We start from the raw sequence: 17462 nt of genomic DNA, 5'->3' as shown, positions 1-17462 counted from the left end.
TATTTCTTACTAATATTTTGTTAAGTGGAAAGTAATGTTAATTGTAAATTAGAAATGCCCACCTGAGTGGTGGGCATATGATTATTTGAGTTTAAAAAGTTTTTCAAAATTTGCAATCGGCGTTTCGTAGTACGCTTTCTCTAAATCCTGAGGTAGGTACTCTTCAAAATTCTGAATTATAAAACGAACGTTGCCTTTGTAGACTTTTAGATATACCCCCAAGTCGTACATGTTATAATTATCTGATATTTTTTTATAAAGATCTTTTGCAACCGTATTTAAAGAAGACTTTGGGTCAAGGTAGAGAATGAAGTTGCTATAAATAGTTTTAATTTTTATTGCATGGGTTTTATCGGCTTCGAGATTTTTTAGCTTATCCAGTTCCGAAGTTTTAAACACGTAATAGATTAGGCTATTTTGCGGTACCCAACCTTGGCTTATTGATTCGTACTTGTAATAGCCATCTTTAAATTTTTTGATAAGTATAGTGTAAGATGAATCTGCTATTTTTATATTTCGATGCTCAATATAAATAAAATTTTCCCTATTCTCCCCAAGGCCATCCGCTTCATAATCAATTAAAGACTTAAATTCTTCAATTTTGTTAGCCGGGATTTTATTTTTTCTGGAAACCCATTTCCCATCATCGTTTTTAATCCATCCGGTTGCTTCTGTTAACTTTCCATTGGCAACTGCATCAATTGCGGGTACAGTAGCATTAACTCTGTCCTGAGAAAAGGTGCTTAATGAGATCAGTGCTATAATAAGCGTAAGGTAATTTTTAATCATAGATTTAAAATTTGGTTTCTAATTTTTTTTCGCAAATATATAATAAAGCATCATTTAAAAACATCCTTAAAAATTATAGTTAATAATTCTCTCGCAACCGTTATACCCGCCCACATCTGCGCTCATTTTTACCATTACATGAAAAAAATCATTACTTTCGCAAATTGATTTTTACAAGCTATAAAAAATGAGCACTAAGTTTACTGAATACAAGGGGCTTGACCTGCCAACGGTAGCAAGCGAAGTCCTTGATTTCTGGAAGAAAGAGACAATATTCGAAAAAAGCGTAACCACCCGCGAGGGCAAGCCGCAATACGTATTTTACGAGGGGCCGCCATCGGCAAACGGCCTTCCGGGCATTCACCACGTTATGGCCCGCGCCATTAAAGATATTTTTTGCCGGTACCAAACGCAAAAAGGCTACCAGGTTAAACGTAAAGCCGGCTGGGATACACATGGGCTTCCGGTAGAGCTTGGTACCGAAAAAGAACTTGGCATTACCAAAGAAGATATAGGCAAAACCATTACCGTAGAAGAGTATAACGAGGCCTGTAAACGCACCGTTATGCGCTATACCGATGTGTGGAATGACCTTACCGAAAAAATGGGCTACTGGGTAGATATGGAAGACCCATACATTACCTATAAGCCTAAATACATGGAAACCGTTTGGTGGCTCCTTAAGCAGATATACGATAAGGGCTTGCTTTACAAGGGCTACACCATACAGCCGTATTCGCCTAAGGCAGGTACAGGGTTAAGCAGCCATGAGGTTAACCAGCCCGGTGCTTACCGCGATGTTACCGATACTACCATTGTAGCGCAGTTTAAAACCGTGCCGCACACGCTGCCTGAATTTTTACAGGGCTATGGCGAAGTTGATATCATGGCGTGGACTACCACCCCGTGGACGCTTCCAAGTAACACCGCACTTACTGTTGGCCCAAACATAGATTATGTTTTGGTGCAAACGTTTAATCAATACACCTTTCAGCCTATAAATGTAGTGCTGGCTAAAAATCTTATAGGCAAGCAGTTTGGCAAAGGCTATTTCGAAAGTAACGAAGATAGCAGCTTTAATAACTTTAAAGAAGGTGATAAGAACATCCCATACAAAATACTGGCTGAAGCTAAGGGTAAAGACCTTGTAGGCATCCGCTATGAGCAGCTGTTACCGTTTGTATTACCGTACCAAAATGCACAAGATGCCTTTAGGGTAATTGCGGGCGACTTTGTTACTACAGAGGATGGTACCGGTGTTGTGCACACTGCCCCAACTTTTGGTGCCGATGATGCCAAGGTAGCTAAAGAGGCCAAGCCGGAGATTCCGCCAATGCTGGTGTTAGATCACAACGGTAACCCTGTGCCACTGGTAGACCTTCAGGGTAAATTTACAAGCCACGTAGAGAGCCTGGACAACCCTAACGGCGAGCCGCTACTGCTTGCTGGTAAATATGTTAAGAACGAGTATTATGATGCCGGCGCGGCTCCGCAGCGATCGGCAGATGTAGAGATATCCATTTACCTAAAAGAAAATAACAAAGCTTTTAAGGTGGAAAAATACGTTCACAGTTACCCACACAGCTGGAGGACTGATGAGCCACTTTTATACTATCCGCTTGATAGCTGGTTTATAAAAGTTACCGATGTTAAAGAGCGTATGTTTAACCTTAATGATACCATTAACTGGAAGCCTAAAGCTACCGGTGAGGGGCGTTTTGGCAACTGGCTTAAAAACGCCAACGACTGGAACCTTAGCCGCTCACGCTACTGGGGTATCCCGTTGCCTATTTGGAGGACCGAAGATAAAACCGAAGAAGTTCTTATTGGCAGTGTAGAAGAGCTTTACAACGCCATCGAAAAATCGCTTGCAGCAGGCGCTATGGACGCTAACCCGTTTGCAGGCTTTGAGCCGGGCAACATGAGTGAGGAGAACTACAGCATAATCGACCTGCATAAAAATGTAGTAGATAAAATTGTACTGCTTTCGCCTACAGGCAAACCAATGACCCGCGAGACCGATCTTATTGATGTTTGGTTTGATAGCGGTGCCATGCCGTATGCACAATGGCATTATCCTTTCGAAAATAAGGAACTTATAGATAACAGCGAGGCGTTCCCGGCAGATTTTATTGCCGAGGGTGTAGACCAGACCCGTGGTTGGTTTTATACACTGCACGCTATTGCTACCCTTGTTTTTGATAAGGTAGCTTATAAAAATGTAGTAAGTAACGGACTTGTGTTAGACAAGGCCGGGCAAAAAATGAGCAAGAGGCTTGGCAACGCGGTAGATCCGTTTACCACCCTTGCCGAGTACGGCCCCGATGCTACGCGCTGGTACATGATTAGCAATGCCAACCCTTGGGATAACCTTAAGTTTGACATAGAAGGTGTTGCCGAGGTGCGCCGTAAATTCTTCGGTACACTATATAATACGTACTCGTTCTTTGCGCTGTATGCAAATATTGACAACTTTACGTATGCCGAGCCGGAAATTCCGCTTAACGAACGCCCTGAGATAGACCGTTGGATATTATCAGAGCTTAATACGCTTATAAAAGATGTTGATAGCTTCTACGCCGAATATGAGCCTACGAGGGCTGCAAGGGCAATAAGCGACTTTGTTCAGGAAAACCTGAGCAACTGGTATGTACGCCTATGCCGCCGCCGTTTCTGGAAAGGCGAGTACGCGCAGGATAAAATCGCGGCCTACCAAACGTTGTATACCTGCCTTGTAGCGGTAGCCAAGCTTAGTGCGCCAATAGCTCCATTCTTTATGGACAGATTGTATAAAGATTTAACACAGGCTTCACAGTCGGAAAAATATGACAGCGTACATTTGGCCGAGTTTCCAAAGTATGCTGATAACTTTGTTGATAAATCGCTCGAAAGCCGCATGCAGAAGGCGCAGACCATATCATCATTAGTGCTATCTTTACGTAAGAAAGAGATGATTAAAGTGCGCCAGCCGCTGCAAAAGGTAATGATTCCGGTGCTTGACGCTAATCAGAAAGGAGAAATTGAAGCCGTTGCAGAGCTTATTAAAGCCGAGGTTAACGTTAAGGAAATAGAGCTTTTAGATGATGCAAGCGGTGTGTTGGTTAAGCAGGTAAAACCTAACTTTAAAGCACTTGGGCCACGTTTTGGCAAGGATATGAATCTGGTTTCCAACGAGATAAAAAATCTTAACCAGGAGCAGATAAACGAGATAGACAGCAAAGGCACGCTTGATATTGCAGTTTCCGGAAAAAGTATTACTTTAACCGCTGAAGATGTAGAGATTACAAGCCAGGATATACCGGGATGGCTGGTAGCCAATGCAGGCGGTATTACCGTAGCGCTGGATATTACTATTAACGATGAACTAAGGAAAGAAGGTATTGCCCGCGAGCTTGTAAACAGGATACAAAACATCCGTAAAGATAGTGGCTTTGAGGTGACTGACAGGATTACCGTTACGCTTAAAGACAATAATACCTTACAGGATGCCGTTATGGCAAATGAAGGGTATATTAAGAGCGAAACGCTTACTGATGTACTGATTTTCAGTACAGAAGTACAAAATGGTACAGAAATTGAGTTTGACGATATAAAAACCCTAATATTAATTTCAAAATAGATTGAATAATGGTAGATGAGCAGCAAATACGATACTCTGACGCAGACCTGGCAGAGTTCAAGGAATTAATTTCGAAAAAGATAGAGAAAGCTAAAGCTGACTTAGACCTTATTAGAAGTGCTTACATGAACGACCTTAATAACGGTACCGATGATACATCGCCTACCTTTAAAGCGTTTGAAGAAGGCAGCGAAACCATGAGCAAAGAAGCCAACTCGCAACTGGCCATCCGCCAGGAAAAGTTTATCCGCGACCTTAAAAATGCCCTTGTTCGTATAGAGAACAAAACCTACGGCATTTGCAAAGTAACCGGTAAGCTTATAAATAAAGACAGGCTAAAATTGGTTCCGCACGCAACCATGAGCATCGAAGCTAAGAATATGCAGCGATAATATATAACTAAGCCGCCCTTAACCGGGGCGGCTTTTTATTTATTAGCGCTTGTATGGTTTATATTTTTTAATGTCTTTATTGGGGCAAAAATATTGTTCCCGGCTATGCAGTATGTACTAAAAATCTTTATTTTTAGTGACTCATATAAGCCTTCCCCCTTATGAACAAGCTGTTGCTATTCTTACTCCTGTTGCCATTATCATTATATGCAAAAATGTATAATGGTACAATAACTTTTAACGACGGTTCGTTAAAAAGCGGACTTATTACCCTACCTAAATACCGTACATCTAAACTTAAATTTAAGCAAAATCCCAATGCTGAAATTGAACGTTACGCAATTGAAGATGTACGTGAATTTACTATTTTGGATGATGATAATGAAACGGTAAAATTTATCGCCCTTAAAGCAGCCGGTATGGGGCGTGAAAAAGCTTCTGAAGATAAAGCATGGCTGCAAATTGTAAAAAGGGGTAAAATAAGCCTGCTTTCATATTACTACATTGTTCCGGCAACAGGTGGCGCGGTAGATGTTGCCGCCACACCATGCTATGCTTTTTACATCCAGAAACCCGGCGACGATTTTTGCACTTATATTTACGTTACCACCTTTGGGCACCACATAAATGACCGCGATTTTAAAGACTTTAAAATCACACTTTCTCAATTGTTTAAAGATGCCTGCCCTAACCTTACCGAAAACCTTACCAAAGAAGATTTTAAAGCGAAGGGCTTAGAAGTAGTTGTAGAACTTTACGAACAGCATTGCGGGCAATAGTCCAGATTAAAAAAAAGTATTAGCAATAGGCTATTTTAAAACCAAAAACCTACACTAAACCAGGTATAATGTTTTCCTGTTTCGGGCGACCAGCTGTGTTTAATTTCCAGTGGGCCTATAATGGTTTCCATACCATAACCTAAGGCGTAACCACTATATTGTGGTAAAGAGAAGAGCTTACCACCCTCATAAAGGTCGTCGCCCACATTGGCATAGTTTGCCGTAAAATTTAAGTGGTTCTTTTTAAGGAATTCATAATCAAGAGATACTGTACCTTTAATATAACTATTTCCACTAAGGCTCAGAAAATCATATCCATAAAAATGCCTGAAAGTGTGCGACATTTGATATCCGTACCCTCCCAATATAAAATCAAAAGCAGGAACGGGGTTTTCCCGTAACGAGAATCCTGTTTCGGCCCTAACATTAACGGTAAGCCCTTTAGTAAGGGTTTGCGCAGTACCCAGCTCTCCTTTTATAATGGTAAAATTGTCGAACACTTTAGTGTAGTTAGAAGAGTACAGGAACGCTTTAGCCTCGCCGGAAAAATAGTACCCTTCGCTTGGGAAAAACTTATCATCATAAGAATCAAAAGTTAAGTAGCCATATGCCGAAACATAATCGCTGTCATCAAAAACCGGGTCAATGCCCTGCAATGTTTCCGATTTTGCTTTAATATGTTTGTATTCTGCACCGCCTCCCAATAAAAAGCGCTGGGCAAAAATGGTTTGTATGTATATTTGGTTGGTAAAGTCGGCAAAATCAAGATTAAAAGAATTATTGCCCAACTCTTCGCCAAACTGGCTCGCGGCCACAGCAGATATATTACGGTTAAACTGGTAATAATGCGAATGCAGTCCGTAACTTATATAAAAACCGTTATCAATGTAATAATCAAGGTTATACCTAAAATTATCGCCCAGTATAACATCAAGCGATGCCACATCATTACGTTTAACAAGATTTTTTTGGGTAACATTTACCAATACAGCACTTTTATATAGCCCATCGTAATGGAGCCCAAATTTAAGGAAGCGGTTAATTGGGTTTTCCTGCAGCCTGAGGCTTAGCACCTCGCCACCATCGGGCGCTTCATTAAATGAGTAGGATATCGATGTAAAGTTTTGCGTAGCATTAAGCTTGCTTATACCATCATTAAACTTGTTATAATTAATGCGCGAGCCGGGTTTAAAACCCAATTTACCAATAACATAAGAGCGGGTATAGTTTTTAAGCTCGTTAATGCGCACCTGGTCTACACATATCGAATCCTGCACGGGTATATGCTCCTTAATAATTGGGCGGCCTATGCCCAATGTTTTTAGGGTATCTAATATCTTGCGCCCGGCTTCTTCTCCTTTGTTAATAATAGCTTCTCCATCATCAAAAGATATAACAGAAAAGCCAGAAATATCCGGTTTAATGTAAATGTCGGTCAACTTGCTCTTGGCCTCCATTTTTTGTATCATCTGGTAGTTGTTAATCTGCACCAATACACCTGTAGCACCCCTAATTTGGTCGCGGGTTTTAAGCGGGTCCTGCACATCTACACCAATAATAATATCAGCACCCATGCGCCTTACCTCCTCAATAGGGTAGTTGTTAGTAACACCACCATCTATAAGTAATCGGCCGTCAATCTCTACTGGGCTGTATAATGATGGGAAAGCCCCGCTTGCCAGTATGGCATCGGGCAATACACCGTTGCGCAGCACTACCTCCTTACCGGTTTCAATATCCGTAGCAATACAAACAAAGGGTATGGGCAGGTTATTAAAGTCGCGCACATGGCGCACGTGTTCTGTTAACCGGTTAACGGTTGTGTAATTATACAAGCCCTTAGAAAAAGCCGTAGGGAAGCCGATTTTAAAGCCCTTAAAAGGTAGCGTAAGCGCATAGATTTCATCGTTACGCTTTTCGAAAAAGTTCTTGGTGCCCCGTGGTGTAAAATCGCGAAGCAAGGCATCAGGGTCTAACGACCGGAAGATAGAATCAAGCTCGGTTGCCGAATAGCCTGCTGCATACAAACCGCCTACAATAGCCCCCATACTGGTGCCGCCTATGTAAGAAACCTCTATGCCGGCCTCCTCAAGCACTTTTAGCACACCTATATGCGCCAGGCCTTTTGCGCCGCCACCGCTAAGCACAACACCTATTTTAGGCTTTTTAGCAGGTTGTTTCTCCTGTCCGGACATGGTTCCGAAAAGTGAAATACACACAAACAGGAGTAACAGGTTCTTCATTTATTGGTTCTTAGTCTGGTAAAACTCAGTGATTTTTTTTGCTTTGGATGGGCCTATAATTTTGGCTATTTCTTCTTCGGGTGCAGCCGATAACCGTTTAACCGACTTAAAGTGCTTTATGAGCGTAACCATTGTTTTTTCGCCAATGCCCGGTATGGTTTCTACCGATGTTTGCAATGCGCCCTTGCTGCGCTTATCGCGATGATGCGTTATGCCAAAACGGTGCGCCTCGTTACGCAGATGCTGTATGATCCTGAGGGTTTCGCTTTTTTTATCGAGGTATAAAGGTACCGAATCGCCGGGATAAAACAGCTCTTCCAGCCTTTTTGCAATGCCAATAATGGTAATCTTACCGCGAAGCCCCAGCTCTTCTAAACTTTTTAATGCCGAAGACAGCTGCCCCTTACCACCATCTATAATAATAAGCTGCGGCAGTGGCTGGTTTTCTTCCAACAGGCGTTTGTAACGGCGGTGCACTACCTCCTCCATACTGGCAAAGTCGTTTGGCCCCTCTACTGTTTTGATATTAAAGTGGCGGTAATCCTTTTTGCTGGGCTTACCATCTTTAAATACAACGCATGCCGACACCGGATTAGTACCCTGAATGTTAGAGTTATCAAAACATTCTATATGGCGGGGCTCTTCGGGCAGGCGCAGGTCTTTCTTCATTTGCGCCATAATTCGGTTGGTATGCCTGTCCGGGTCCACTATTTTTTCCTGCTTAAGTTGATCCATCCTGTAAAAGCGGGCATTGCGCTCGCTTAGGTCCAATATCAGTTTTTTATCGCCCAGTTTGGGCACGTTAACGTTTATTTTTTCGCCAAGGTCTATAGGGTAATTTACTAAAACCTCCCGGCTCATAAGGTTAAAGCGTTCGCGCAATTCTACCACGGCAAGCTCTAACAATTCTTCATCGGGCTCCTCCAGCTTCTTTTTGATCTCCATGGTGTGCGAACGGATGATAGCCCCGTGCGAAACCTGTATAAAATTTACATAAGCCATGGTTTCATCGCTTATAATGGTAAACACATCTACATTGCTTATACGCGGGTTGAACACCGTTGAGCGTGCCTGGTAATTTTCCAGCACTTCTATTTTCTGTTTGATGCGCTGTGCTTCTTCAAAACGCATTTCGGTAGCCAGTTCCATCATCAGCTTCCTGAAATCTTTAAGGCTTTCCTTAAAATTACCCTTTAAAATTTCGCGAATGGCATCTACATGGTGCTGGTACACATCATACGGCTCAAAACCCTCGCAGGGGCCTTTGCAGTTGCCCAAATGGTACTCCAGGCACACTTTATATTTACCGCTTTGTATGTTGGCAGGGCTTAAGTCGTAATTACAGGTGCGCAGCGGGTACAGCTCTTTTATAAGGTCTAACAGGGTGTGTACCGTCCTGAAACTTGTATACGGGCCAAAGTACTCGCTACCGTCTTTAACCACGTTACGCGTAGAGAATATGCGTGCAAAAGGTTCTTTTTTAATGCATATCCACGGATAGGTTTTATCGTCTTTTAGCATCACGTTGTAACGCGGCTGCAACTTTTTTATAAGGTTGTTTTCCAGCAGTAAAGCCTCGCTTTCGGTAGGCACTACAATGTGCTTAATGGCAACAATTTTGCGTACCATAACGCGGGTGCGGCCTACCTCGTGCACCTTATTAAAGTAAGACATTACCCGTTTTTTTAAATTCTTGGCTTTACCTACGTAAAGAAGCTTTTCGTCTTTATCAAAATATTGGTAAACGCCCGGGCTGTCCGGCAATGTTTGTATTTGTAATTCCAGCGGAGTTTGCATGTAACAAAGTTAAAAAACAAATGGGTAACTATAAACGTTTAAATACCCCAATTTGTTACGCCTATATTACTGCAAATTACTATTTTTATGCTTTAACAAATGCCTATGCCCCATAAAGATATTACTATACTTGGAGAAAGCATCCTGCCCGGCGAGAGCAAAACCATTAAAATGGAAATTGCCCGCCTGCATACCATGACCAAACTTAAAATACCAATAATTGTAGAACGCTCTAAAATAGATGGCCCCGTGGTGCTGTTTTCGGCAGGTTTGCACGGAGATGAGATTAACGGAACGGAGATCGTAAGGCAAATCATCGTACGCAAAATCAACAAGCCCAAGCGCGGAACCATTATTTGCATACCGGTGGTTAATATTTTTGGGTTTGTGAATAAAACCCGCGAATTTCCCGATGGGCGCGACCTTAACCGTGTTTTTCCCGGCACTAAATTAGGATCGTTAGCCAGCCGTTTTGCTTACCACGTTGTTAAAGAGATCATTCCGCATATTGATTATTGTATCGATTTTCATGCCGGAGGCGCCAGCCGCTTTAACGCACCACAAATTCGTATTGTGCCCAACAATCCTGAGCTTAAAGGATTATCCGATATTTTTAACGCACCGTTTACCCTTTCCTCCAAGAACATACCGGGATCTTTTCGCAGCGCCTGCATGAAGTTAGGGGTTAAAATATTATTGTTTGAAGGGGGAAAATCGTTAGACCTTAATGATGATATTACCCAAGAGGGTGTGCATGGCGCTAAGCGCGTTTTGCAGCACCTGGGTATGCTTGGCATCCGTAAAAATGCCCGAACCCCTGATGCGCCATCTATTTATATTGAAACTTCTACATGGATAAGAGCCCGTCATTCCGGATTGTTTCAGAACAAGGCGCACGCAGGTAAATTTGTAGAGAAAGGCGACGTTATTGCCCTTATAACCGATCCCTTTGGCAAGTTTGAGCAAAAGGTAAAAGCCCCTAATAGCGGTTATATCATTAATAGTAACGATGCCCCTATTGTTTACCAGGGTGACGCTATTTTTCATATTTCGCTACGGGTGGCGCAGTAAAAACAAAAAACGGGCACAAATGATGCCCGTTTTCTTATCTATAAGTACTAAATACTATTTTTCGCTTGCGTAACGTCTTGCTACTTCCGCCCAGTTTACAACACTCCAAAAAGCCTCAATATAATCAGGCCTTCTGTTTTGGTAATTAAGGTAATAAGCATGCTCCCAAACATCAAGGCCAAGAATTGGCGTTCCGCTGCAACCTACTTCTGGCATTAACGGATTGTCCTGGTTGCCGGTAGAGCACACTTCAAGCTTGCCATCTTCCTGTATGCACAACCAAGCCCAGCCAGATCCAAAACGTGTTGTGGCAGCCTTGTTAAATTTAGCTTTAAATTCCTCAAAAGAACCGAAAGATTTATCTATAGCCTCTTCAAGTTCGCCTGTTGGCTCGCCTCCGCCTTTAGGCGAAAGTATCGTCCAGAACAAGTTGTGGTTGTAGTAGCCACCACCATTGTTACGAACAGCAGTGTTGTTAAGGTCAAGGTTCAATAAGATATTCTCTATGGTTTTGCCCTCAAGGTCGGTGCCTGCAATTGCAGCGTTTAAGTTTGTAGTATATGCATTATGGTGCTTAGTATGATGTATTTCCATCGTCTTAGCATCAATATGTGGTTCAAGGGCGTCGTATGCGTAAGGTAGTTTTGGTAATTCAAAAGCCATAATATCTTATTTTTAAAAGATTAGTATTAATTTTAATCCAAATTTACAGATTTTAAGCATTACAAAAAATAAGAAATTGTTATAATTTATAATGCCAAACTATAAAACCCACATTTTAAGTGAGTAAAACTGCTTTTTCTATATACAACGCTTCGGCAGGCTCCGGTAAAACCTACACACTGGTTAAAGAATACCTGCGTATTTTGCTGGAAGCCCCCACCGATGATGCCTACCGCCGCATACTCGCCATAACCTTTACCAACAAAGCGGTAGAGGAAATGAAGGGGCGTATCATACTCAACCTTTCCGATTTTAGCAAAGATGAGCCGGGCGAAAGGGCAGAGTTGCTCATGAAAGTACTTAGCGGAGAGACGGGATTATCTCTCGCAACGATAAAAGACAAGAGCCGTTCTATTATAAAAAACATCATACACAATTACGCCTCGTTTGATATTAGTACTATTGACCGTTTTACCCATAAGGTGATCCGCGCGTTTGCGCACGACCTTAACTTGTCGGTTTCGTTTGATGTATCGCTGGAGACCGATATTTTATTGCAGGAAGCCGTAGATGCTATTATTGCCAAGGCAGGCGACGATGAGGTGCTAACATCGTTATTGGTAGATTTCTCGCTGGATAAACTGGATAACGACAAGAGTTGGGATGTTACCCGCGAGCTCTTTGAAACCGGCAGACTTTTAGTAGATGAGAACAACCGCAACGAACTGGTGCAATTTAAGGATAAGAGTATTGAAGAGTTTCTCTTTATAAAAGAGAAATTAAAAGAGTCGGTTACCGCTTTAGAGGTCGAATGTTCAGCTCTTGCCGATGAAATGACAGCGCTGCTTGATGGGAGTGGGGTAGACCCGAAGTCGTTCTCGGCAGGTCATTTTCCTAACCATATAAGTTATATTAAAGAAGGCAGGCTAACATCATCGCACAAAAAATACCACGAGCCGGAGGATATCAAGATCAATAAAACGGCCAAAGACAGGCTAATTATAGAAGGCCTGCTTGACCCGTTGCTGGTGCTTCTTAAAAAGGTGTATAAAAACTACGAAAAAAAGAATTTTTACACCGCCTTCCTCAAAAATATTACACCGCTATCGTTATTGAATTCGATAGGACAGGAGCTGGAACGCATCCAGAAAGAGCAAAATGTACTCAGTATATCAGAGTTTAATGCGATCATTCATCGCGAGATACAAAACCAGCCCGCCCCATTTATATACGAAAGATTGGGCGAACGCTACCGCCACTTTTTTATAGACGAGTTTCAGGATACATCTCAAATGCAATGGCATAACCTTATTCCGCTTATAGATAATGCCCTTGCGGGCGAAGATCCACTGGCAGGACCGGGTTCGCTTATGATAGTGGGCGATCCAAAACAATCTATTTACCGCTGGCGCGGGGGTAAGGCCGAGCAGTTTATAGAACTGGGCAAAGGCCATAACCCGTTTAGCAACCCGAGCAGGGAAACCATTCCGTTAGGTACTAATTACAGGAGTTACAGCGAAGTGATTGGATTTAACAATGATTTCTTTTCGTTCCTCTCGGGCGAATTTGAGAACGAAGACTACAGCGCCATGTATGCCACCAGTATTCAGGATATTAACCCTAAACTTGGTGGCTTCGTAAACATCTCATTCCTGCTGGAAATTCAGCAGGAACCGGACGAAGATACCGATAAGAACGACCTGTACCTTGCCGCTACGCTTGCTGCTATTAAAAAGGCACAGGCACAGGGCTTTCAGTATAAAGATATTGTGCTGTTAACCCGTAAAAGGCAGCCGGGCATATTGCTTGCCAACTACCTTACAGAAAATGCCATACCCATCTTATCATCTGAAACATTGCTGATAGAGAATGCTACTGAGGTTAAGCTTATAATCAACCTCTTGCGTTACCTAAAAAGTAACGAGAATGTAGAAGCTAAGGCACACTTTTTATATTTTGCAGCTAACACCCAAACCGAGGCCGGCGTACACGATTTTATTGCCCAGGGCATGGAGCAGCCCGATGAAGAGGCGTTAGAAAAGTGGCTTGCGAATTATAATATAAATATCTCGTTTAAAAACTGCCGTAAAAAATCGCTTTATGAGGCAGTTGAGACTATTATAGATGCTTTTATTAAAGTCAAAAGCAACCAAAGTTATGTGCAGTATTTTTTAGACCTTGTTTTGGAGCGTGACATCCGTACGCAAAGCGGTATATCCGACTTTTTGGAATATTGGGATAATAACGGGTCGAAATTCAGCATACCATCGCCGGAAGGTAACGATGCCGTAAGGATAATGACAATACATAAAAGTAAAGGCCTGGAGTTTCCGGTAGTTATCTTTCCTTTTGCGGAGGAAGATTATGCCCGGTCCCGCCGCGATAAACTGTGGCTGGAATTGGACGATGAAACCTTTGAATTCCAAAAAGCCTTAATAGACAGCAGCAAGGCTGTAGCCGAATATGGCGAAAAGGCTGCCGAGATCTATTTTATAAAAAGCCAGGAAGAATTGCTGGATAACATTAATATATTATATGTGGCGCTTACCCGTGCCGAAGAGCAGCTCTATATAATATCCAACCGCAATTTTACATCGAGGGGAGAACTGACCAATAACATGTCGAGTTATTTTATAAAATTCCTGATGCAAAAGCATATGTTTGATAATACCGTTACCGAATATGAGTTTGGCAATGCCACACGTCTTTCTAAACCAGAAGCGCACGTGGGCGGGCAGCATATTATTAAGGTGGTAAAAGAGCATTTTAATCCGCGATCGGTAAAAATTGCACAGCGGGAGTCACTTATGTGGGGCAGCACCCAGTTACAGGCTATAGAATTTGGTAACGTTACCCACGAAATTTTATCGTACATAAAAACAGAGAACGATATCCCCATCGCAATAATGAAAGCCATAGAGAACGGGCTCATTATTCATTCGCAAAAAGATGAGGTTGAGAAAACGCTTAAAGATGTGATTTTCCACCCTGAGCTAAATATCTTTTTTGCAGAAGGCAACATGATTTTTAATGAGCAGAGTATTATAGCGCCGCAAACCGCTAACATAAAACCCGACAGGGTAGCCGTGCGCGATGGTAAGGCTTATTTGCTGGATTATAAAACCGGTGCGCACTTAGATAAGTACGCAAAACAGTTGCAGGGATACCAAAATGCATTGCAGGCTATGGGTTTAATTGTAGAGCGAAAAGCTATTGTATATATAGGAGAAGGTATTGAGATTGTAAATCTGTAGCCCCCTAACCCCCAAAGGGGGAATTGCGACAAACGCTAATAAATAAAAACTTTAAATACCTTTGTAACACAACTGAGTGATGCTCTCTCCCCTCTCCTTAGGAGAGGGGCTGGGGTGAGGCTACAAAAACAACAAAATAATGTACGGAAAAATCAAAGAACACCTTACAGCCGAATTAGAATCTATAAAAGAAAACGGCCTGTTTAAAAAAGAACGCATAATAGCATCGCCACAAGGGGCAGAGATTACGCTGGATAGCGGACAAAAAGTATTAAACTTTTGTGCCAACAACTATTTGGGGCTCTCATCGCATCCGGAAGTAATACAGGCAGCTAAAGATGCGTTAGATACGCACGGTTTTGGTATGTCATCGGTACGTTTTATATGCGGTACGCAGGATATCCATAAAAACCTTGAAAAAGCAGTAGCTAATTTTTACGGTACCGAAGACACTATATTATATGCGGCGGCCTTTGATGCTAATGGTGGTGTGTTTGAACCATTATTAGGCGAAGAGGATGCAATTATAAGTGACAGCCTTAACCACGCTTCTATTATAGATGGTGTGCGTTTGTGTAAAGCTGCGCGTTACCGTTATGAGAACAGCAATATGGAAGAGCTGGAGCAGCAGCTAATAAAAGCAAACGAAGAAGGCCGCAGGTTTAAGATAATTGTAACCGATGGTGTTTTCTCTATGGATGGCGTTGTTGCCCCATTGGATAAAATATGCGACCTGGCCGATAAATATGATGCCCTTGTAATGGTAGACGAATGCCATGCTGCCGGCTTTATAGGTGCAACCGGTAAAGGTACGCTTGAAGCTAAAGGTGTAATGGGCCGTGTAGATATTGTAACCGGTACTTTTGGCAAGGCCCTTGGTGGCGCTATGGGTGGTTATACTACCGGTAAAAAAGAAATTATAGAACTGCTTAGGCAGCGCTCAAGGCCGTATTTATTCTCTAACTCGCTGGCACCGTCTATAGTAGGGGCGTCATTAAAGGTTTTTGAGCTGTTAGAGAAGGATACCACCCTGCGCGACAAGCTGGAGTGGAACACCAATTACTTTAAGGAAGGTATTAAAGCGGCAGGTTTTGATATTGTAGATGGCGATAGTGCTATTGTGCCCGTAATGCTTTATGATGCAAAGCTTTCGCAGCAAATGGCCGATGAACTTTTAAAGCTTGGTATCTATGTTATAGGATTTTTCTTCCCAGTAGTCCCAAAAGGAAAAGCAAGAATAAGAGTACAGCTTTCGGCTGCTCATTCTAAGGAGCATTTGGATAAAGCAATTGCTTCATTTTCACAAGTTGGCAAAATGTTAAGTGTAATTTAACTATAATTTAGGTAGATTAGTAGGATAATTTGTATTAAAACGTTTTGTGGTTATATTTTAACACAGTAATTTTGTCCTATATAACCTATGTTGTAATTAAAACAAAAAAGTATGAAACATCTTAACAAACTATTCGTTGCTGCACTGTTAGTCGTTGGACTAAACGTTCAGGCGCAGGACGAAGACAACCCTTGGGCTATCTCCTTTGGTGTCAATGCAGTGAGCAACCGTTTTGGCGCTGCTTCTAAATTTGAGGACCAATTTGGCGGTTTCTTTAAAACTGACGAGTATTGGAATGTATTACCTTCTGTATCTTACCTTAATGTGTCAAGGCACATAGGAGACAACTTCTCTTTTGGTGTTACAGGATCTGTTAACAAAATTGATAAAGTGGTTAACCGCCCGGCGGGTACACAGGATTATTTAGTAACTGACCCGGGTGATGTTACTTACTATGCAGTAGACGGTATCGTAAAATACGGTTTCCTTACAAAAAGCTGGTTTAACCCATACGTTCACGTTGGTGGAGGTTATACTTGGTTAGATGAGCAAGGAAACGGTACAGTAAACGGTGGTATTGGTATCAACTTCTGGTTTACAGAAAATGTTGGCCTTACTGTTCAGTCTACTTACAAACATACATTTGAAGATCAGGCAGAAGCTAACGTGCCAAGGCACATACAGCACTTTGCAGGTCTTACATTTAAATTTGGTGGAAAAGACACTGATAAAGATGGTATATACGACAAGGATGATGCTTGTCCTGAAGTACCTGGTTTAAAAGAATTCCAAGGCTGTCCTGATACAGATGCCGATGGTATTCCTGACAAAGACGATGCATGTCCTACAGAAGCTGGTAAACCAGAATTCCAGGGATGTCCTGATACTGATGGTGACGGTATAGCTGATAAAGATGATGCTTGTCCTACAGTAGCCGGTCCTAAAGAACTTAACGGTTGCCCTGACGGTGACGGTGACGGTATAGCTGATAAAGATGACAAATGTCCTGAAGTTGCAGGTCCTAAAGAAAACGGTGGTTGCCCATGGCCAGATACTGATGGCGACGGTGTATTAGATAAAGATGATCTTTGCCCTTCAGTTAAAGGTACTTCTGCAAACAGAGGTTGTCCTGAAGTTACTGAAGAAGTAATGAAACGTCTTAACGAGTATGCTAAAACTATCCTGTTCAACAGCGGTAAAGCAACTTTCAAAGAAGAAACTCTTCCAGTATTAGCTTCTATGCTTTCAATATTCAAAGAATATCCACAAGCACAGTTTAGCATCGAAGGACACACTGATAGCGATGGTAGCAACGCGCTTAACCAAACACTATCTGAAAACCGTGCTGCAGCAGTTAAAAACTTCTTAGTAGAGAACGGTATTCAGGCTGATAGGTTAACATCTACAGGATTTGGTGAAACTAAACCAATTGCATCTAACAAAAATGCAAAAGGTAAAGCTCAAAACCGTAGGGTTGAAGTTAAACTGATAAAAACTAACTAATAGTTTTTAAAAGACCAAA

The 17462-nt window shown here is 42.1% G+C and carries 11 protein-coding genes; 7 read left to right on the top strand and 4 right to left on the bottom strand.

Annotation, left to right across the window (positions count from 1 at the left end):
* Positions 1–81: 81 nt before the first annotated feature.
* A complete protein-coding gene (locus tag FMM05_RS16730; protein WP_143374567.1) occupies positions 82–789 on the bottom strand; it encodes a hypothetical protein in 708 nt (235 codons plus the stop codon).
* Between the two features lie 187 nt (positions 790–976).
* Here FMM05_RS16730 and ileS point away from each other — a divergent pair, with 187 nt between their 5' ends.
* From ileS to FMM05_RS16715, 3 genes are all read left to right on the top strand, one after another.
* Positions 977–4408 (top strand): isoleucine--tRNA ligase, encoded by a 3432-nt coding sequence (ileS, locus tag FMM05_RS16725; RefSeq protein ID WP_143374566.1) that lies wholly within the window; start codon positions 977–979, stop codon positions 4406–4408.
* Positions 4409–4416: 8 nt separating this feature from the next.
* Positions 4417–4800 (top strand): TraR/DksA family transcriptional regulator, encoded by a 384-nt coding sequence (locus FMM05_RS16720; RefSeq protein WP_143374565.1) that lies wholly within the window; start codon positions 4417–4419, stop codon positions 4798–4800.
* 161 nt (positions 4801–4961) lie between these two features.
* Positions 4962–5579: a hypothetical protein gene (locus FMM05_RS16715; protein ID WP_143374564.1), complete on the top strand. Its 618-nt coding sequence runs from the start codon at positions 4962–4964 to the stop codon at positions 5577–5579.
* Between the two features lie 35 nt (positions 5580–5614).
* Here FMM05_RS16715 and FMM05_RS16710 read toward each other — a convergent pair whose 3' ends face one another.
* A complete protein-coding gene (locus FMM05_RS16710; protein WP_143374563.1) occupies positions 5615–7822 on the bottom strand; it encodes a patatin-like phospholipase family protein in 2208 nt (735 codons plus the stop codon).
* A complete protein-coding gene (uvrC, locus tag FMM05_RS16705) occupies positions 7823–9619 on the bottom strand; it encodes an excinuclease ABC subunit UvrC (RefSeq protein ID WP_143374562.1) in 1797 nt (598 codons plus the stop codon). It abuts the gene before it with no gap.
* Positions 9620–9724: 105 nt separating this feature from the next.
* Here uvrC and FMM05_RS16700 point away from each other — a divergent pair, with 105 nt between their 5' ends.
* On the top strand, positions 9725–10690 hold the full coding sequence (locus tag FMM05_RS16700) for a succinylglutamate desuccinylase/aspartoacylase family protein (protein ID WP_143374561.1): 966 nt from the start codon (positions 9725–9727) through the stop codon (positions 10688–10690).
* A 54-nt stretch (positions 10691–10744) separates the two neighbouring features.
* Here the strand turns inward: FMM05_RS16700 and FMM05_RS16695 are convergent, their stop codons facing one another.
* Positions 10745–11353 carry a superoxide dismutase gene (locus FMM05_RS16695; RefSeq protein ID WP_143374560.1) on the bottom strand — a complete coding sequence of 203 codons (609 nt, stop codon included), beginning with the start codon at positions 11351–11353 and terminating at the stop codon, positions 10745–10747.
* Between the two features lie 119 nt (positions 11354–11472).
* Between FMM05_RS16695 and FMM05_RS16690 the strand changes: the two genes are divergently transcribed.
* The 3 genes from FMM05_RS16690 (at position 11473) to FMM05_RS16680 (ending at position 17443) form a co-directional block, all read left to right on the top strand.
* A complete protein-coding gene (locus FMM05_RS16690) occupies positions 11473–14607 on the top strand; it encodes a UvrD-helicase domain-containing protein (RefSeq protein ID WP_143374559.1) in 3135 nt (1044 codons plus the stop codon).
* A 139-nt stretch (positions 14608–14746) separates the two neighbouring features.
* On the top strand, positions 14747–15940 hold the full coding sequence (gene kbl / locus FMM05_RS16685; protein WP_143374558.1) for a glycine C-acetyltransferase: 1194 nt from the start codon (positions 14747–14749) through the stop codon (positions 15938–15940).
* A gap of 111 nt (positions 15941–16051) precedes the next feature.
* Entirely contained in the window at positions 16052–17443 is a 1392-nt protein-coding gene (locus FMM05_RS16680; RefSeq protein WP_143374557.1) for an OmpA family protein, read from the top strand.
* Positions 17444–17462 lie beyond the last annotated feature (19 nt).

Origin of the sequence: Flavobacterium zepuense, from assembly GCF_007097145.1 — a bacterium.
In the GTDB taxonomy this organism is placed as follows: domain Bacteria; phylum Bacteroidota; class Bacteroidia; order Flavobacteriales; family Flavobacteriaceae; genus Flavobacterium; species Flavobacterium zepuense.
Note: the sequence above shows the minus strand (reverse complement) of the source record. Positions and strands in the feature narration are given on the sequence as shown.